Here is a 19,560-nt window from a genome sequence, read left to right on the forward strand (position 1 = left end):
GGCCGCGGAACCCCGGCCGCGGAACTGACGGAACTGCCGGAACTGCCGGAATTACAGGAAGTGATCCAGGATGCGGCGGCTGGCCTTGTCCAGCGCCGCCGTGTCGCGCACCAGGAACTGCACGCCATGGGCGTCGGTGATCAGCAGCGACGAGGCCGGCAGGCGGCGGATGTCCTCCTCGGCCTTCAGGGTCAGGCGGGCCGGTCCCCGGTCCGTGTCCACCTCCCAGTGGCTGGGCGTGGCCCAGGTCGAGGCGTGGCGGATGCGCAGGATCTCCGGCCTGAATTCGCGCTGGGACAGTTCCTCGTCCAGCAGGCGGCGCGTCTCGATGGGCAGTGCGTCCAGGCGCTCGATCCAGGCCAGCTCCAGGCCCTGGGCGCCGATCAGGGCGATGTCCTCGTCGGGCGCGGTGATGGGAAAGCCGCGGACCGGCGTCACCGGCGCGTCGGGCTGGCCGGGGCGCGACAACATCAGCCGGCCGAAGGCGTCGCGCGCCAGCGACCAGTCCGGCCGGCCGGGCGCCCGGCCGCCGGCGTGCTCGGCCGTCCGGTCGGCCGTCCGGCCGTCCGCCCGCAGGGAGGGCGCGGAGCCGGCGCCGGCATGCGCCGGTGCGGGATCCGGTGCGGGATCAGGACGCATCCAGGGCCTCCTCGGTGGCGTCGTCGGCTTCTTCCCAGCCGGGCTCGGCGGGGGACTGGCCCTGCTGCTGGGCGCGGTGGAGCCGGGCGTAGGCGCCGTCGCGCGCCAGCAGTTCCTCGTGGCGGCCGATCTCCACGATCCGCCCGCGGTCCATGACCACCAGGCGGTCGGCCTGGCGCAGCGTGCTCAGGCGGTGGGCGATGGAGATCGTCGTGCGGCCGCGCACCAGGTTGTCCAGCGCCTTCTGGATCTCGTTTTCCGTGGTGGTGTCCACCGACGAGGTGGCCTCGTCCAGGATCAGGATGGGCGGGTCGATCAGCAGCGCGCGGGCGATGGAGATGCGCTGGCGTTCCCCGCCGGACAGGGCCTGGCCGCGTTCGCCGACCAGGGCGTCGTAGCCGTGCGGCAGGCGCAGGATGAATTCGTGGGCGTGGGCGGCGCGGGCGGCGGCGACGATCTCCGCGCGGCTGGCGTCCGGGCGCCCGTAGGCGATGTTTTCCGCCACCGTGCCGTAGAACAGGAAGGGCTCCTGCAGCACCAGGCCGATGCGGCGGCGGTAGTCGGCGATGGCGTAGCGGCGGATGTCCGTGCCGTCCAGGCGGATCGCCCCGCCGGACACGTCGTAGAAGCGGCAGATCAGGTTGACCAGGGTGCTCTTGCCCGAGCCGCTGTGGCCCACCAGGCCGACCATCTCGCCCGGGGCGATGTCCAGGCTCAGGTCGTGGATCACCGTGCGGCTGCCGTAGCGGAAGCTGACGTGGCTGAGCTCGATGCGGCCGGCGACGTGCTCGGCGCGGTGGGGCACGGCGGGCTCCGGCACGCTGGAGACGTGGTCGAGGATGTCGAAGATGCGCTTGGCGCCCGCCGCGGCCCGCTGGGTGGTCGAGACGATGCGGCTCATGGAGTCCAGGCGCACGTAGAAGCGGCTGATGTAGGCCAGGAACGCGGTCAGCACGCCGACGGTGATCGAGCCGCGCGACACCAGCCAGATGCCGAAGACCCACACCACCAGCAGGCCCAGTTCGGTCAGCAGCGTGATGGTGGGCGTGAACAGCGACCAGAGGGCGTTGACGCGGTCGTTGATCGCCAGGTTGCGGTCGTTGGCCTCGCGGAAGCGCGCGACTTCCCGGCGTTCCTGGGCGAAGGCCTTGACCACGCGGATGCCGGGGATGGTGTCGGCCAGCACGTTGGTGATGTCCGACCAGACGCGGTCGGCCTTCTCGAAGCCGTGGCGCAGGCGGTCGCGCACCCAGTGGATCATCCAGAGGATCAGCGGCAGCGGCGCCAGGGTCGCCAGCGCCAGCAGCGGATCGATCGTCAGCAGCACGGCCGCCGTCATCACGATCATCAGCACGTCGGTGACGAAGTCCAGCAGGTGCAGCGACAGGAACAGGCAGATGCGGTCGGATTCCGAGCCGATGCGCGCGATCAGGTCGCCGGTGCGCTTGCCGCCGAAGTACTGCAGCGACAGCTGCTGCAGGTGCTGGTAGGTGGCGGTGCGCAGGTCGGCGCCGATGCGCTCGCTGACCCAGGCGAGGATGGCGCTGCGCGCCCAGCCCAGCCCCCAGGCGAGGATCGAGGACGCCAGCAGGCCGCCCAGATAGAGCGCCACCAGGGGATAGTCGATCGGCACGCCGTTCTGGAACGGGATCAGCACGTCGTCCATCAGCGGCATGGTGAGGTAGGGCGGGACCAGCGAGGCCGCCGTGGCCGCCAGGGTGAGGGCCAGACCGGCGGCGAGCTGCCGGCCGTAGGGGCGGGCGAAGCGCCACAGGCGGAACAGGGAACTGGCGCGCGGGGCGGTCGGCGCCGGTTCGGCGGCGGGCGCGTCGGCGGGCGCGCCCGAGCGCGCCGGCTCGCGCAGGGCCTGCCAGGCGGCCGCCAGGCGCTGGGCTTCGGGTTGGCGCGCCAGCGTGTAGCGCCAGCGCGACAGCCGGGCATGGGCGTCCACCAGTTCCAGGGTGCCCACCCCGGCGTGGTCCTGCAGCCGCGCCTCCAGGTCGGGGCGCAGCGGCCAGGACCGGCTGTCCTGGGCGTCCGTCCCGCAGCCGAGCCAGCGGCGGTCGGTGAGGACGACCAGCCCGTCGCCGTAGCGCAGCTGGGCGTCCAGGTCGGTGCGCAGCCAGCCCAGGACGCGCTCGCCGGCGGCGAGCTGGGCGGCCAGGGCGGCGCGCCACGGCTCGGGCAGGCCCGGCGGGCACGGATCGGCCGGCGTGGAATCGGAGGCAAGGCCCTGCATGAACGAGGATGGTCGGGAAGGGGGAAAAAGTGCGGATCGGGGGGGCGGGATCGGGGCGGTGTTCAGGGTCCTGTCAGGGCCGTATTCAGGGGCCTGTAAGCGCGATTTCAGGAGGTTGTCAGCGCGGGAAATCGCGTCACAATTTTCAACGTTTTTTTCGTGCCGCGCAATAACGGCGCGATTAATATGTGTGCCGATGTTTTTCAGCGGCCCCCGAAAAATGCCCCTGCGCTGCGCCTTCGGCTTGCTGCCTCCCCACGGGGGGCGCTGTTTGCCTTGGAGCGGCCCGGCGGCAAAAAATGCGGCCGTTTTCGCCGGTCCCGGCACCTGACGCATGGTTCGATCATGAACGGTAGAAATATTGAGTTTCTCAATATGGTGCATTTGCGGGGGCCGAACATCTGGGCCTACCGGCCCGTCATCGAGGCGCTGGTGGACATCCACGATCTCGAGGACTGCCCGTCCAATCTCATCCCCGGTTTCTACGAACGCCTGAGCGCCTGGCTGCCGACCCTGGTCGAGCACCGCTGCAGCGTGGGCGAGCGCGGCGGCTTCCTCAAGCGGGTGCGCGAGGGCACCTGGCCGGCCCACATCCTGGAGCACGTCACGCTGGAACTGCAGAGCCTGGCCGGCATGCCGGGCGGGCTGGGGCGCGCGCGGGAAACGCCGCTGCGCGGCGTCTACAAGGTGATCGTGCGCGCCTGGCACGAGCCGCTGACGCGCGAGGCGCTGCACGCGGCGCGCGACCTGGTGATGGCCGCCATCGAGGACCGGCCCTTCGACGTGGCCGGGGCGGTCGAGCGGCTGAAGGACCTGGCCGAATCCCTGAGCCTGGGACCCAGCACGGCGTGCATCGTGGACGCGGCCGACGACCGCGACATCCCGGCGATCCGCCTGAGCGACGCCAATCTGCTGCAGCTGGGCTACGGCGCCCGCCAGCGGCGCATCTGGACGGCGGAGACCAGCCGCACCAGCGCCATCGCCGAAGGCATCTCGCGCGACAAGGACCTGACCCGCCGGCTGCTGCAGGCCTGCGGCGTGCCGGTGCCCGAGGGCCGCCTGGTGGACAGCGCCGCCGACGCCTGGACGGTGGCGCAGGAGCTGGGCCTGCCGGTGGTGGTCAAGCCCTCGGACGGCAACCACGGGCGCGGCGTCTTCACCTGCCTGAACACGCGCGAGCAGATCGAGGCCGCCTATGCCGTGGCGGTGGACGAGGGCAGCGGCGTCATGGTCGAGCGCTTCATCCACGGCGACGAGCACCGCCTGCTGGTGGTGGGCGGCCGCGTGGTGGCCGCCGCGCGCGGCGAGGCCGCGATGGTGGTGGGCGACGGCACGTCCACCGTGCTGCAGCTGATCGAGAGCCAGCTCAATTCCGACCCGCGCCGCGGCCGCGACGAGGACCATCCCCTGAACTTCATCCGCCTGGACTCGGCGGCCCGGCTGGAGCTGGAGCGCCAGGGCCTGCACGGCGACGCCGTGCCCGAGCGCGGCCGCGCGGTGCTCGTGCAGCGCAGCGGCAACGTGTCCATCGACGTCACCGACGAGGTGCATCCCGACGTGGCCGGGCAGGTGGCGCTGGCCGCCCGCGTGGTCGGGCTGGACATCGCCGGGGTGGACCTGGTGGCGCGCGACATTTCCCGGCCCCTGGCCGGGCAGCAGGCGGCCATCGTCGAGGTCAACGCCGGCCCCGGCCTGCTGATGCACCTGAAGCCGGCCGTGGGCACGCCCCGGCCGGTGGGCCGCGCCATCATCGACGATCTGTTTCCCGCGCCCGAGGACGGGCGCATCCCGGTGATCGGGATCAGCGGCAGCCGGCCCACCGCGCCGGTCGCGCACCTGGTCGCGCACCTGCTGCGCCTGACCGGCCGGGTGGTCGGCCTGGCTTCGTCCGAGGGGCTGTTCATGGGCGCGACCCGGGTGACGGCGCGGGATTCCGCCCACTGGGAGGCCGCGCGCCGCGTCCTGCTGAACCGCGCGGTCGAATACGCCGTGATCGAGAACGGCGGCCGCGCCATCCTGGGCGAGGGCCTGGCCTACGACCGCTGCCAGGTCGGCGTGGTCACCGGCATCGATCCGGCCGCGACCTGGCCCGAGTTCTACATGGAGACGCCGGATCAGCTCGCGCGGATCTTCCGCACCCAGGTGGACGTCGTCCTGCCGGCCGGCGCGGCCGTCCTGAACGCGGACGACCCCCTCGCGGCGGAACTGGCGCCGCTGTGCGACGGCGCCGTGCTGTTCTATGGCCTGGACCCCGACGGGGAGGCCCTGCGCGCCCACGTGGAGCGCGGCGGCCGCGCCGTGTCCGTGTACGGGGGCATGGCGGTGCTGTCCGAGGGCGGCGTCCAGATCCCGGTGATCAGCCTGGATGAGATCGGACATGCCATGGTCCCCGCGGGCCATGGCATGCCTATCGAATCGGAGCGGCATGCAGGCCGCGAGGTGGAGAGCTGCGATCGCTGGAGATATGCCGTGCCTGCCGAAGCCGGGGATCTTTCCGCCATGCTCGCGGCCGTGGCCGTGGCCTGGGCGCTGGGGCTGGCCGTCGAGCGCATGCGCATCGGCCTGCGCACCTGGAACGCCCGCCGCATGCCGGACGAACCCCCGCTCGCCGCCTGATTCCTGTCAGGTCCGGCGGGTTGGCCGCCGGGCCCGCCCCCACTCCTCCAAGGACATTGGTCATCATGGAAGTCTCCCGAGTCCGGGCCCTGCGCGGGCCCAACCTGTGGTCGCGCCAGACCGCGATCGAAGCCGTCGTCGCCTGCTCCGAAAGCGAGTGCGCGATCGGCGACATGGAGGCGTTCGAGACACGCCTGCGCGCGCGCTTTCCGGACATCGACCTGCCGGGGCCCCCGAGCCTGGAGGGCACCCATTCGCTGGCCCACCTCCTGGCGGTCGCCGCCTTGCGGCTGCAGGCCCAGGCGGGCTGCCCGGTGGCCTTCTGCCGCACCGCCCCGACCCCGGAGGCGGGCGTCTACCAGGTGGTGATCGAGTACGTCGAGGAAGCCGTCGGCCGCCTGGCGTTCGACCAGGCGCTGGCGCTGTGCATGGCCACGCTGCGCGACGAGCCCTTCGACCTCGCGCCGGCGATCGCCGGGCTGAAGGCCCTGTACGAGGACCTGCGGCTGGGCCCCAGCACCGGCGCCATCGTGCAGGCGGCCGTGCGCCGGGGCATCCCGTACCGCCGGCTGACCGAGGGCAGCCTGGTGCAGTTCGGCTGGGGGCGCCGCCAGCGCCGCATCCAGGCGGCCGAGACCGACGCCAGCGGCGCCATCGCCGAGGCCATCGCCCAGGACAAGGCCCTGACCAAGGCGCTGCTCGCCTCGGCCGGCGTCTGCGTGCCGCAGGGCCGCTGCGTGGAGGACGCCGAGGACGCCTGGGCCGCCGCCTGCGAGATCGGCGGCCCGGTCGTGGTCAAGCCGCTGGACGGCAACCAGGGCAAGGGCGTGGCGGTGAACGTGCAGGGGCGCGAGCCGGTGATGGCCGCCTATGCCGTGGCCCGCGCGCATGGCTCGGGCGTGCTGGTGGAGCGCTATTTCCCCGGCCACGACTTCCGCCTGCTGGTGGTGGGCGACCGCCTGGTCGCGGCGGCGCGGCGCGATCCGCCCCAGGTGGTGGGCGACGGCCGCCGCACCATCGCCGAACTGGTCGAGCAGGTCAACCAGGACCCGCTGCGCGGCGAGGGCCACGGCACCTCGCTCACGCGCATCCGGCTCGACGAGATCGCCCTGAACACCCTGGCCTCGCAGGGCTTCGACCCCGGCTCGGTGCCGGCGCCCGGCGTCTGCGTGGTGCTGCGCAACAACGCCAACCTGAGCACGGGCGGGACCGCCACGGACGTGACCGACCACGTGCACCCGGAGCTGGCCGCCAGCGCCGTGATGGCGGCGCGCATGGTGGGCCTGGACGTCTGCGGCATCGATCTGGTGAGCCGGGACGTCTACCAGCCGCTGGCGCCGGAGACCGGCTGCGTCGTCGAGGTCAACGCGGCGCCCGGCCTGCGCATGCACCTGAGCCCGTCCTTCGGCACCGGGCGCGACGTGGGCAGCGCCATCATCGACATGCTGTTCCCCGCCGGCGAAAACGGCCGGGTGCCGGTGGCGGCGGTGACCGGCACCAACGGCAAGACCACCACCGTGCGCCTGCTCGCGCACCTGTGCGCCCAGTCCGGCGCCTGCGTGGGCATGACCAACTCCGACGGCGTCTACGTCGGCAGCCGGCGCATCGACACGGGCGACTGCAGCGGACCGCGCAGCGCGCGCAACGTGCTGCTGCATCCGGACGTGGACATGGCGGTCTTCGAGACCGCGCGCGGCGGCATCCTGCGCGAGGGCCTGGGTTTCGACCGCTGCGACGTGGCCGTGGTGACCAACATCGGGATCGGCGACCACCTGGGGCTGAACTACATCAGCACCGTCGAGGAACTGGCCACCGTCAAGCGCGTCATCGTCGAGAACGTGGCGCCGGCCGGCATGGCCGTCCTCAATGCCCAGGATCCCATCGTCGCCCGCATGGCCGCCGGCTGCCCGGGCGCGGTCACCTTCTTCGCCCGCGACGGCCGCCACCCGGTGATCGAGACCCACCGGGCGCAGGGCGGCCGGGTGGCGTTCGTGGACCAGGGCGACCTGGTGTTCGCGGAAGCCTGCGCCGAGACGCGCATCGAGCTGGCCGCCGTGCCCCTGACCCATGGCGGGCGCATCGGCTTCCAGGTCGAGAACGCCCTGGCGGCCGCCGCCGCGGCCTGGGCGCTGGGGGTGGACTGGGTGCGCATCCAGGCGGGGCTGGCCTCCTTCGTCAACGACGCCGGCACGGTGCCCGGCCGCTTCAACGTGTTCGACCATCGGGGCGCCACGCTGATCGCCGACTACGGCCACAACCCGGACGCGATCCTGGCGCTGGCCGAGGCCGTCGAGACCCTGCCCGCGCGGCGCCGCACCGTGGTCATCAGCGGGGCGGGGGACCGGCGCGACCAGGACATCCGCCGCCAGACGGAGATCCTGGGCGACGTGTTCGACACGATCGTCCTGTACCAGGACCAGTGCCAGCGCGGCCGCGGCGACGGCGAGGTCCTGGCCCTGCTGCGCGAGGGCCTGGGCGCGGCCCGGCGCATGAGCCGCCTGGAGGAGGTCCACGGCGAATTCCTGGCCATCGACGCCGCGCTGGAGAGCCTGGAGCCCGGCGACCTGTGCCTGATCCTGATCGACCAGGTCGAGGAGGCCCTGGCCCACATCGCCCGGCGGATCGGCTCGCCGGACGAGGCGATGGCTACAATCATCCCCGTCAAGGAAGGGGTGTTGCGAGCGCATGCATATCAGTAGTTTCGGGAGCCTCGGGAGTTTCGGGAGCCTCGGGAATTTCGGGAGCCTCGGGAATTTCAGGCGCCTCGGGCATGTCGCCCGTCCGGGCCTGCGCCGCCTGGCCGGCGGCCTGGTGCTGCTGGGCGCGGCCCTGGCGGCCGCGCCCGCCGGCGCGCGGGGCTATATCGGCCGCACGCTCGACGCGCCCGTGCCGGGCGGCGTGGCGGTGGTGCCCCTGGGCACCGGCGGCCAGGCGCCGCGGGCCAGCTACGAGGGCCGGCGCGTCCTGGTGGTGCGCGACAGCGACGGCGCCTGGATCGCCCTGGTGGGCATCCCCCTGGGTACCCGGCCGGGGCGCCAGTCCCTGCAGGTGCAGGGCGGCCCGGCGGCCGCGTTCGAGGTCCGCGCCAAGCAATACGCGGCCCAGCACATCACGCTGAAGAACCGCCGGCAGGTCACGCCCGATCCCGACGACCTCAAGCGGATCGAGCGCGAGCTCGACCTGCAGATGGCCGCCTATCGCACGTACCGGGACGGCGTCGTGCCGAGCAACGTCGTGCTGGACCGCCCCGTCGGCGGGCGCCTGTCCAGCCCGTTCGGCCTGCGGCGCTTCTTCAACGGCGAGGAGCGCAACCCGCACTCGGGCCTGGATTTCGCCGTGCCGGCGGGCACGCCCGTCAAGGCGCCGGCCGCCGGGCGGGTGACGCTGGTGGGGGATTATTTCTTCAACGGCAGGACCGTGTTCATCGACCACGGGCAGGGCTTCATCAGCATGTTCTGCCACCTGTCGGTCATCGGCGTGAAGGTGGGCGACGAAGTCGCGCGCGGCGCCGTGGTGGGCAAGGTGGGCGCGACCGGCCGCGCCACCGGGCCGCACCTGCACTGGAACGTCAGCCTGAACGACGCGCGGGTGGACCCCGCCATTTTCATCGGGGCGGCGCGGCGGCCGTAGGCGGCGCGCCGCCGGGCGGGCCCTTGGGCGGGCGGTCTGGTACTGCTGCCCATGGCCGCCGGCGCGCGCTTGCTTTAATATAGACGGCTTCACCCGCGCCGACCGCCCGAAGATCCGGGCCGGCCGGCGATTTCCAATCGACCGGCCCACAAGGCAGGCCCCCATTCGGAATCAAACATGGACACGTCCGTTTCCCGCACGCTTTTCTCCCAACGCGCCAACCGGCTCACCAGTTCGGCCATCCGCGAAATCCTCAAGATCACCGAACGGCCCGAGGTCATCTCGTTCGCCGGCGGCCTGCCGTCGCCCGAAGGATTTCCCATCGCCGAACTGCGCGCGGCCTTCGACAAGGTGCTGGCCACGCAGGGCGCCACGGCGCTGCAGTACGGCCGCACCGAGGGCTACACGCCGCTGCGCGAGTGGGTGGCCCAGGACCTGTCCCGCCCGGGGCTGGACATCGATCCCGAGGAAGTCCTGATCGTGTCGGGCTCGCAGCAGGCGCTGGACATGCTTGGCAAGCTGTTCATCGACCAGGGCTCGCCCGTGCTGGTCGAGGCCCCCAGCTATCTCGGCGCCCTGCAGTCGTTCTCCCAGTTCCAGCCGGAATACCGGGCCGTGCCCACCGACGAGCGCGGCCTGGTGCCCGAAGCCCTCGACGACGATCTCGTCCGCGATGCGCGCTTCATCTACGTGCTGCCCAATTTCCAGAATCCCACCGGCCTGACGCTGGACCGCGCGCGCCGCCAGGCCCTGGTCGAGCGCTGCGCCCGCCTGGACCTGCCCATCATCGAGGACGATCCCTACGGCGAACTGCGCTACGCCGGCGACCCCCAGCCCGGCCTGCTCGAACTGGGCCGCCCGGCGGGTGCCACCGTGATCCGCCTGGGCACCTTCTCCAAGGTCCTGGCGCCCGGCATGCGGCTGGGCTACGTCGTGGCGCCGCGCCCCATCATCTCCAAGCTCGTGCAGATCAAGCAGGCCACCGACCTGCACACCGCGACGGTCACCCAGATGGCGGTGCACGAGGCCGTGCGCGGCGGCTTCCTGCGCGAACACCTGCCCAAAGTGCGCGAGCTCTACCGCCGCCAGTGCGGCTACATGCTCGACGCCCTGCAGGCCCATTTCCCGTCCGACGCGCGCTGGACGCGCCCGGAAGGCGGCATGTTCATCTGGGTCACGCTGCGCCCGTCCATCGACACCGCGCAGCTGCTGCAGGCGGCGATCCAGCGCAACGTCGCCTTCGTGCCGGGCGCGCCGTTCTACGCCGGGGCCGGCGCGCCGGCGAACACCCTGCGCCTGAGCTTCGTCACCGTGCCCGAGGACCGCATCCGCGCCGGCGTGCGCACGCTGGGCGAGCTCATCGGTCCGGCGCCCGAGCACGCATGACGGCGGACGGCTCCTCCTCGCGCCCGGAGCGGGCCGCCCCCGATCTGTCGGACATGCGCTTCGACGACTGGGTGGCCCGCTGGCTGCCCGCGTCCTGGGGACCCTACGCGCGCCTGTGCCGGCTGGACCGGCCCGTCGGCACCTGGCTGACCCTGCTGCCGGCGCTGGCCGCGCTGGTCCAGGCGGCCGACGGCATGCCCACCCTGTGGCGCATCGCGGTGTTCTCCCTGGGGGCGCTGCTGATGCGCGGCGTGGGCTGCACCTTCAACGACATCTTCGACCGGGATTTCGACCACCGCGTCGAACGCACGCGCTTCCGCCCCCTGACCAGCGGCCAGCTCACGCTGCGGGCGGCGCTGTGGTTCGCCGTGGCGCAGCTGCTGGTCAGCGCCACGCTGCTGCTGGCCATCAACGCCACCAGCCGCTGGCTGGCGCTGGCGCTGCTGCCGCTGGTGGTGATCTATCCCCTGTGCAAGCGCTACACCTACTGGCCGCAGGCCGTGCTGGGGGCGGCCTTCAACTGGGGCATGCTGATGGCCTGGTCCGACACGCGCGACGCGGTGCCCTGGTACGCCGTGGCCATGTGGCTGGGGGCGGTGCTGTGGCAGATCGGCTACGACGCCATCTATGCCTACATCGACCTGCGCGACGACCGCATGCTGGGCCTGAAGTCGGTCGCCATGCGCTTCGGCGACCAGGGCCGGGCCTGGATCGGCGGCATGTACGCCGCCACGGCGGTCCTGTGGACCGCGTCGGGCTGGGGCATGGGCATGGACTGGCCCTACTACCTGGGCATGGCCGTCATCGCCGGCCACTTCGCCTGGCAGGTGCGCGTCTTCGACGTGCGCCACCCGGAACGCGGCCTGCGCCTGTTCCGCTCCAACATGCAGGTCGGCGTGCTGCTGATCGCCGCCGCCCTGGCCGGCACGGTCCTGCGTCCCTGGCTGTAGGCCGTCTGGCGCCGCAGCGGCGTTGCGGCTAGACTGGTTTCCATTAGTAAACAACGGAGCCGCTTCCAGGCGCCGCAGGAGACCGCACGCCATGACCGCAGGAACGACGGACGCCGCCGCGCTGGAATTCGATTACGTCATCGTGGGGGCCGGCTCGGCCGGCTGCCTGCTGGCCAACCGCCTGTCGCGCGAGCACCGCGTCCTGCTGCTCGAAGCGGGCGGCGCCGACGACTGGCGCTGGATCCACATCCCGGTCGGCTACCTGTACTGCATCGGCAATCCGCGCACCGACTGGTGCTACCACACCCTGCCGGATCCGGGCCTGAACTACCGCTCGCTGGGCTATCCGCGCGGCCGGGTGCTGGGCGGCTCGTCCTCGATCAACGGCATGCTCTACGTGCGCGGCCAGGCCGCCGACTACGACGGCTGGGCGGCGCTGGGCAATCCGGGCTGGTCCTGGGCCGACGTGCTGCCGCTGTTCAAGGACGTCGAGGACCATCACGCCGGGGCCAGCGAATTCCACGGCGCCTCGGGCACCTGGCGGGTCGAGCCGCAGCGCCTGCGCTGGGACGTGCTCGACGCCTTCCGCGAGGCGGCGGCCCAGGCGGGCATCGAGCGCACCGACGACTTCAACCGCGGCGACAACGCCGGCTGCAACTACTTCGAGGTCAACCAGCGCCGCGGCGTGCGCTGGAACGCGGCCAAGGCCTTCCTGCGCCCCGTCATGCACCGCGACACGCTGCGCGTGATGACCGGCGTGCGGGTGGAGCGCATCCGCTTCTCCGGGCGCCGCGCCACCGGGGTCGATTGCGTGGGCGAGGGCGGCCGGCTGCGGGCCGTGGCGCGGCGGGAGCTCATCCTCGCGGCGGGCGCCATCGGCTCGCCCCAGCTGCTCCAGGTCTCCGGCGTCGGCTCGGCCGAACGCCTGCGCAAGCTGGGCGTGCCGGTGGTGCTGGACCTGCCCGGCGTGGGGGAAAACCTCCAGGACCATCTCCAGCTGCGCATGATCTACCGTCTGCGGGGCGCCCGCACCCTCAACACCCTGGTGAATTCCTGGCACGGCAAGGCCTGGATGGGCCTGCAGTACGGCCTGTTCCGCAGCGGGCCGCTGTCCATGGCGCCCTCGCAGCTGGGGGCCTTCGCGCGCTCGGATCCGTCGCGCCCGCGCCCCAATCTGGAATACCACGTCCAGCCCCTGTCGCTGGACAAGTTCGGCGATCCGCTGCACGACTTCCCGGCCCTGACGGCCTCGGTCTGCAACCTGCAGCCCGGCAGCCGGGGCTACGTGCGCATCGTCTCGCCCAATGCCGCCGACGCGCCGGACATCCTCTGCAACTACCTGCAGACCCCGGAGGACCGCGCCGTGGCGGCCGACGCCCTGCGCCTGACGCGGCGCATCATGGCCCAGCCGGCGATGGCGCGCTACCAGCCCCGCGAATACCTGCCGGGCGACGCCGTCCAGAGCCAGGAAGCGCTGGAGGCCGCCGCGGGCGACATCGGCACCACCATCTTCCATCCGGTGGGCACATGTAAAATGGGCGTCGATCCGTTGGCCGTGGTGGATCCGGAGCTGCGTGTCCGGGGGCTGGAAAGCCTGCGGGTGATCGACGCGTCCATCATGCCGGTCATCACCTCGGGCAACACCAACTCGCCGACGATCATGATTGCCGAAAAGGGCGCGCGCCTGATCCTGGGCGACGCCTGAATCCCTCTTCAGCCTCTCACACAGGACCCGGACATGGTCAGTCACACCGAGGTCGTGGCAAGCATTCTGTTTGCCATCGCCATCATCCACACGTTCTCCGTACCCGTCTTCGCCCGGCTGGCCAACAAGAGCGGGCCGCACGCCGGGCTGTGGCACCTGCTGTCCGAGGTCGAGGCGGTGTTCGGCGTCTGGGCCTGTGCGCTGTTCGTGTGGATGGGGCTGACCCTGGGGGTGCAGGGCGCGGTCGAATACCTCGACACGCGCAATTTCACCGAGCCGGCCTTCGTCTTCGTGATCATGGTGGTGGCGGCCAGCCGGCCGATCATCGAACTGGTCCGCCTGCTGGTCGACGCGGTGTCGCGCCTGCTGCCGGTGGCCGGCGAACTGTCGCGCTTCTTCGTCATCATGACCCTGGTGCCGCTGGCCGGCTCGCTGATCACGGAGCCGGCCGCCATGACCCTGGCCGCCCTGCTGCTGCGCCAGGCCTATTTCCGCCGGCCCGGCCAGGACGGCTTCAAGTACCTGACCGTCGGCGTGCTGTTCGTCAACGTGTCCATCGGCGGGGTGCTGACGGCCTACGCCGCGCCGCCGGTGCTGATGGTGGCCCATACCTTCGGCTGGGACACGGCCTTCATGGCGACCCATTTCGGCTGGCGCGCGGCGCTCGCCGTGCTGATCAACGGCCTGGTTCTGACGCTGATCTGCCGGCCCTTCCTGCTCAACGGCAGCATCGGCGTCCAGGACGACGAGGACGAGCGCCGGCCGCCGGTGTCCCCGGTGGTGATGGCCGTGCACGTGCTGTTCCTGCTGGGCGTCGTCCTGGCCTCGCACCACATGCAGATCTTCATGGCCCTGCTGGTGCTGTTCATCGGCTACGCCCACGCCTACAAGCGGCACCAGTCGCCGCTGCTGCTGCGCGAGGGCCTGATGGTCGGCTTCTTCCTCGCCGGCTTGGTGGTGCTGGGCGGCCTGCAGCAGTGGTGGCTGCAGGACCTGCTGGGCGGCCTGTCGCCCTACGTCCTGTACCTGGGGGCCACGGCCCTGACGGCGGTCACCGACAACGCCGCCCTGACCTATCTGGGCTCGCTGGTCGAGGGCACCGGCGATCTGTGGCGCTACATGCTGGTGGCCGGCGCCGTGACGGGCGGCGGCCTGACCGTGATCGCCAACGCGCCCAACCCGGCCGGCTTCTCCATCCTGAAAGGCTGCTTCGGCGACGGCTCGATTTCGCCGCTGAAGCTGCTGGGGGCGGCCGCCGTGCCCACGCTGGTCGCGGCCGCGATGTTCATGCTGCCCAATTCGTTCGGCTGACGCGTGCGGACACGGCCGCGCAAGGCCCGTTCCGCCGCCGAGCCGCCCCGGGGCGAAACGCGCCCCCCGCGGGGGGCCTTGCGCTAAAAGGATTAAAATCCAGGCCGTCGATCATTTCGGAATCATCGCTGTGCCTATCTACGCCTATCGTTGCAGCCGCTGCGGCCATGAGCAGGACGTGCTGCGGAAAATCTCCGATCCCCCGCTGAAGACCTGTCCGGCCTGCGGCGAGGACGCCTACGAAAAACAGGTGACCGCGGCCGGCTTCCGCCTCAAGGGCACCGGCTGGTACGCCACCGATTTCCGCGGCGGCGGCAAACCCGCGCCCAAATCCGCCGATGCGGCGGGCGGCGCCGCGCCGGCAGCGGCCGCGGCCCCCGCCTCCGGCGGCACCCCGCCCGCCTCGACGTCGGGCTGATTCCGGGAATCCATGCGCTTTCTCAAACGCTACTTCATCACCGGCCTGCTGATCTGGCTGCCGCTGGTGGCCACGGTCTGGGTGCTGACCATCCTGATCGGCACCCTCATGTCCCTGGTGCCTTCGTTCCTCTCGCCCGAGGCCCTGTTCGGGGTGGCGATCCCGGGGTTCGAGCTGGTCCTGGTCCTGGCCGTGATCCTGCTCACGGGGCTGTTCTGCGCCAATTTCATCGGCCGCGCCATCCTGTCGCGCTGGGAATCCCTGCTGGGGCGCATCCCCCTGGTGCGCTCCATTTATAATTCGGTCAAGCAGGTCAGCGACACCGTGTTCGCGCCCAACGGCCAGGCCTTCCACGAGGCCGTGCTGGTGCAGTATCCGCGCCAGGGCGCCTGGACCATCGGCTTCCTGACCGGCACTCCCTGCACCGAGATCGCCGCGCTGCTGGACGGCGATTTCGTCAGCGTCTACGTGCCCACGACGCCCAATCCGACGTCGGGCTTCTTCCTGATGATGCCGCGCGCCGATGTCCAGGTGCTCGACATGTCGGTGGAAACGGCACTGAAATACATCGTGTCCATGGGGGTGGTGGCGCCGCCCGGCCTGCCGCCCCAGACACAGATGGACCTGCCGGCCGTGGAATCCCCCGACGGACAGGCCCATTGAAACTCGAACAATTCCTCTGACGGAGCCATTCTTGAACCGCACTTGCTACACCGGCGAGGTGTCCAAAGCCCACCTCGACCAGACCGTGACCCTGTTCGGCTGGGTGCATCGCCGCCGCGACCATGGCGGCGTGATCTTCATCGACCTGCGCGACCGCGCGGGCCTGGCCCAGGTGGTGGTGGACCCGGACAACGAGGCCGCGTTCGAGACCGCCGAACGGATCCGCAACGAATACTGCCTGCGGATCACCGGCCTGGTGCGCCTGCGCCCCGCCGGCACCACCAATCCCGACCTGCTCTCGGGCGAGGTCGAGATCCTCTGCCGCGAGATCGAGATCCTCAACGCCTCCGTCACGCCGCCGTTCCAGCTCGACGACGACAACCTGTCCGAGACCACGCGCCTGACGCACCGGGTGCTGGACCTGCGCCGCCCGCAGATGCAGCGCAACCTGATGCTGCGCTACCGCGTGTCCTTGGTGGCGCGCAACTACCTCGACGCGCTGGGCTTCATCGACATCGAGACCCCGATGCTCACGCGCAGCACGCCGGAAGGCGCGCGCGACTACCTGGTGCCCTCGCGCGTGAATCCGGGCGAATTCTTCGCGCTGCCCCAGTCGCCGCAACTGTTCAAGCAGATGCTGATGGTGTCCGGCTTCGACCGCTACTACCAGATCACCAAGTGCTTCCGCGACGAGGACCTGCGCGCCGACCGCCAGCCGGAATTCACCCAGATCGATTGCGAGACCTCCTTCCTCGACGAAGTCCAGATCCGCGAGATCTTCGAGGGCATGGTGCGCGAGATCTACCGCCAGGTGCTCGACGTGGCCCTGCCCGATCCCTTCCCCGTCATGGGCTGGGAAGAAGCCATGCGCCGCTTCGGCTCGGACAAGCCCGACCTGCGCGTGAAGCTGGAATTCACCGACGTGGCCGACCTGATGCGCGACGTGGGCTTCAAGGTCTTCGCCGGCCCGGCCAACGACCCGGCCTGCCGCGTGGTGGCCCTGCGCGTGCCCGGCGGCGCCAGCATGCCGCGCAGCGAGATCGACGCCTACACCCAGTTCGTCGGCATCTACGGCGCGCGCGGCCTGGCCTACATCAAGGTCAACGACGCCGCCTCGATTCCCGACGGCCTGCAGTCGCCCATCGTCAAGAACATCCATGCGGACGCCCTGCGCGCCCTGATCGAGCGCACCGGCGCGCAGAGCGGCGACCTGATCTTCTTCGGCGCCGACCGCGCCAAGGTCGTCGCCGACGCCATCGGCGCCCTGCGCGTGAAGATCGGCCAGAGCGAGTTCGGCCGCGCCAACGGGCTGTTCGAGCCGGGCTGGAAGCCGCTGTGGGTGGTGGACTTCCCCATGTTCGAGTACGACGAGGGCGAAGGCCGCTACACCGCCGCGCACCACCCCTTCACCTGCCCCAAGCCGGGCCACGAGGACCTGCTGGAGACCGATCCGGGCAAGGCCCTGGCGCGCGCCTACGACATGGTCATGAACGGCTGGGAAGTCGGCGGCGGCTCCGAGCGCATCCACCGCGCCGACGTCCAGCGCAAGGTCTTCAAGGCCCTGAAGATCGACGAGGAAGAAGCCCGCCTGAAGTTCGGCTTCCTGCTCGACGCCCTGCAATATGGCGCGCCGCCGCACGGCGGCCTGGCCTTCGGCCTGGACCGTCTGGTGACGCTGATGGCGGGCGCGGAATCCATCCGCGACGTGATCGCCTTCCCCAAGACGCAGCGCGCCCAGTGCCTGCTGACGCAGGCGCCGTCGGCCGTGGACGAAAAGCAGCTGCGCGAGCTGCACATCCGCCTGCGCCAGACGGAAGCCAAGTAGGGCGGGGAGACCGGCCATGCCCGTGCTGCGGGTCGTCAGCTACAACATCCACAAGGGCCGCTCGGCCACGGGTGGGCGGGAATCGCTGGCCGACCTGCGGCTGGGCCTGTACGGCCTGCGGCCCGACCTGCTGTTCCTGCAGGAAGTGCAGGGCCGCAACCAGGTGCGCGGCAGCCTGGACGCGCAGCACGAGTCCCTGGCGGCGGCCCTGCACATGCAGGCCGCCTACGGCTGCAACGCCGTGCGCCACGCCACCGACCACGGCAACGCGCTGCTGTCGCGCTATCCCATCCTGTACTACGAGAACCAGGACGTCTCCGACCACCGCCTGGAGCAGCGCGGCCTGCTGCACGGCGTGGTGCGGGTCGGCGACGTGCCGGTGCATTGCCTGGTGGTGCACCTCGGGCTGCTGGCGGGCGGGCGCTCGCGCCAGATTCAGGCGCTGGCCGATCGCATCCAGCGCCTGGTGCCCGCGCACGAGCCGCTGCTGATCGCCGGCGACTTCAACGACTGGACCAACCGCCTGGCGCCGCTGTTCGTCGAGCAGCTCGGCCTGGTCGAGGTCTTCGCCGCCGCGCCGCAGGGATCGGACGAGATCTACCGCCTGCGCCGCACCGTCTCGCGCCTGCGCGAGCGCCTGGCCTGGCTGCCGGGCCAGGGGCTGCGCCAGGTGCCCGAGCTGTCCATGAACGGCAATGCGCGCCTGACCCCGCCGCCACGGACCTTCCCGTCCGTGTTCCCCTGGCTGCGGCTGGACCGCATCTACCAGCGCGGCTTCGCCGTGCGCCGCGCGCGGGTGCTGCACGGCTCGCCCTGGAAGAAATTGTCGGACCACGCGCCGCTGGTGGCGGACCTGGAGCTGCCCTGAGGGGAGTGGCGGACTGCGATCGGCGGGACATCGGGATCCGGCCAGGATCCGGCGAACCGGGGGAACTTTCCCGCCGGGGGACGGCCAAAGATTCCTGACCTTGAAATTCGTTACCTTGAAATTAGCACTCTTCTCCGGGGAGTGCTAACATGAATTCCTCCAGCACGAGGACCTTGTCACCATGACCCTCTCTTCGTCCGCCCTGTCGCTCGCGCCGTCCCAGCTCTCGCTGGCGATCTCCAATCCCGGCGCGCTCGGCACCATCGATGCCTACATCAACGCCGTCAACCGGCTGCCGATGCTGTCCGCCGACCAGGAAGCCGACCTGGGCCGCCGCCTGCGCGACCACAACGACCTGGACGCCGCGCGCGACCTGGTCCTGTCGCACCTGCGTCTGGTGGTCTCCATCGCCCGGCAGTACCTGGGCTACGGCCTGGCGCACGCGGATCTGATCCAGGAAGGCAACATCGGCCTGATGAAGGCCGTGCGCCGCTTCGATCCCGACCGCGGAGTGCGCCTGGTGTCCTTCGCCGTGCACTGGATCCGCGCCGAGATCCACGAATACGTGGTGCGCAACTGGCGCCTGGTCAAGATCGCCACCACCAAGGCGCAGCGCAAGCTGTTCTTCAACCTGCGCCGCATGCGGCCCGACGGCCGCAGCCTGGGGCCGGAGCAGGTCGCCGACATCGCGCGCGAGCTCGACGTGCGCCCCGAGGACGTCGCCGAAATGGAAGTCCGCCTCTCGGGCGGCGACTGCGCCCTGGACGCCCCGGCCGACGAGGAAGACCGCTACGCGCCGTCCGACTGGCTGGCCGACGAGGCCCAGCAGCCCGACCGGGTGCTGGCGCGCCGCGGCATGGACGCGCTGCAGGGCGAGGGCCTGGAACACGCCCTCTCGTCCCTGGACGCGCGCTCCCAGCACATCGTGCGCGCCCGCTGGCTGGCCGACGACGGCGGCGCCACGCTGCACGAGCTGGCCGACGAATACGGCATCTCCGCCGAACGGGTCCGCCAGATCGAATCGGCCGCCCTGAAGAAACTGCGCATCGCCCTGAGCGACCGCCAGGCGGACTTCGAGGCCGCCTGAGCCTTTTCCTCCGTCCGGGCCGTCCTTCCGGGCGGACATCCGTTTTCGCCCGGCGCGCGGAATCGGCCGTCCGCCGGGCACCATCCGGCGCGCTTTCCCCGCCCGGGCCCGAAACACTCTTTTGCATCTTCCCCGCCCCGGCCGTGAACTTTCCGCGCCGCGGGCGGACCAATCCTCCATGAACGCGCGCCGGCCACGCCGGCCCCACCGTTCTGTCGTCCGC

General features: G+C 71.2%; 13 protein-coding genes and 1 pseudogene. 12 read left to right on the forward strand and 2 right to left on the reverse strand.

The genetic code is table 11. The features are described 5' to 3' along the window. Positions 1-51: 51 nt before the first annotated feature. Positions 52-639 (reverse strand): cyanophycin metabolism-associated DUF1854 family protein, encoded by a 588-nt coding sequence (locus BN940_RS01860; RefSeq protein WP_084330450.1) that lies wholly within the window; start codon positions 637-639, stop codon positions 52-54. Continuing rightward, on the reverse strand, positions 629-2,878 hold the full coding sequence (locus BN940_RS01865; RefSeq protein WP_084330451.1) for a cyanophycin metabolism-associated ABC transporter: 2,250 nt from the start codon (positions 2,876-2,878) through the stop codon (positions 629-631). Before BN940_RS01865 ends, BN940_RS01860 begins: the two co-directional genes overlap by 11 nt. 345 nt (positions 2,879-3,223) lie before the next feature. Between BN940_RS01865 and BN940_RS01870 the strand changes: the two are divergent. From BN940_RS01870 to rpoH, 12 genes and pseudogenes are all read left to right on the forward strand, one after another. Then, a pseudogene (locus tag BN940_RS01870) lies at positions 3,224-5,455 on the forward strand (cyanophycin synthetase); the annotation flags it as partial. 104 nt (positions 5,456-5,559) lie between these two features. Continuing rightward, on the forward strand, positions 5,560-8,193 hold the full coding sequence (gene cphA / locus BN940_RS01875; protein WP_084330452.1) for a cyanophycin synthetase: 2,634 nt from the start codon (positions 5,560-5,562) through the stop codon (positions 8,191-8,193). 109 nt (positions 8,194-8,302) lie between these two features. Then, positions 8,303-9,124, forward strand: a complete 822-nt coding sequence (locus BN940_RS01880) for a peptidoglycan DD-metalloendopeptidase family protein (protein WP_420864859.1) — start codon at positions 8,303-8,305, stop codon at positions 9,122-9,124. A gap of 177 nt (positions 9,125-9,301) precedes the next feature. Further along, positions 9,302-10,510, forward strand: coding sequence for an aminotransferase-like domain-containing protein (locus BN940_RS01885; RefSeq protein WP_043679547.1), 1,209 nt, complete (start codon positions 9,302-9,304; stop codon positions 10,508-10,510). Further along, positions 10,507-11,460 carry a 4-hydroxybenzoate octaprenyltransferase gene (ubiA, locus tag BN940_RS01890; protein WP_043679550.1) on the forward strand — a complete coding sequence of 318 codons (954 nt, stop codon included), beginning with the start codon at positions 10,507-10,509 and terminating at the stop codon, positions 11,458-11,460. Before BN940_RS01885 ends, ubiA begins: the two co-directional genes overlap by 4 nt. Positions 11,461-11,551: 91 nt before the next feature. Beyond that, a complete protein-coding gene (locus BN940_RS01895) occupies positions 11,552-13,165 on the forward strand; it encodes a GMC family oxidoreductase (protein WP_043679553.1) in 1,614 nt (537 codons plus the stop codon). 33 nt (positions 13,166-13,198) lie between these two features. Further along, on the forward strand, positions 13,199-14,476 hold the full coding sequence (locus BN940_RS01900; protein ID WP_043679556.1) for a putative Na+/H+ antiporter: 1,278 nt from the start codon (positions 13,199-13,201) through the stop codon (positions 14,474-14,476). Positions 14,477-14,606: 130 nt separating this feature from the next. Further along, positions 14,607-14,894 (forward strand): FmdB family zinc ribbon protein, encoded by a 288-nt coding sequence (locus BN940_RS01905; RefSeq protein ID WP_043679559.1) that lies wholly within the window; start codon positions 14,607-14,609, stop codon positions 14,892-14,894. Positions 14,895-14,906: 12 nt separating this feature from the next. Further along, a complete protein-coding gene (locus BN940_RS01910) occupies positions 14,907-15,557 on the forward strand; it encodes a DUF502 domain-containing protein (RefSeq protein ID WP_043679561.1) in 651 nt (216 codons plus the stop codon). A 31-nt stretch (positions 15,558-15,588) separates the two neighbouring features. Next, positions 15,589-17,382 (forward strand): aspartate--tRNA ligase, encoded by a 1,794-nt coding sequence (gene aspS / locus BN940_RS01915; protein WP_043679564.1) that lies wholly within the window; start codon positions 15,589-15,591, stop codon positions 17,380-17,382. 16 nt (positions 17,383-17,398) lie between these two features. Beyond that, positions 17,399-18,250: an endonuclease/exonuclease/phosphatase family protein gene (locus tag BN940_RS01920; RefSeq protein ID WP_043679569.1), complete on the forward strand. Its 852-nt coding sequence runs from the start codon at positions 17,399-17,401 to the stop codon at positions 18,248-18,250. A 181-nt stretch (positions 18,251-18,431) separates the two neighbouring features. Continuing rightward, the gene (gene rpoH / locus BN940_RS01925) at positions 18,432-19,337 is read left to right on the forward strand and encodes an RNA polymerase sigma factor RpoH (RefSeq protein ID WP_043679571.1); all 906 of its coding nucleotides are present in this window, start codon (positions 18,432-18,434) and stop codon (positions 19,335-19,337) included. Positions 19,338-19,560 lie beyond the last annotated feature (223 nt).

The sequence above is a fragment of the Castellaniella defragrans 65Phen genome, assembly GCF_000612685.1.
Lineage (GTDB): Bacteria > Pseudomonadota > Gammaproteobacteria > Burkholderiales > Burkholderiaceae_B > Castellaniella > Castellaniella defragrans.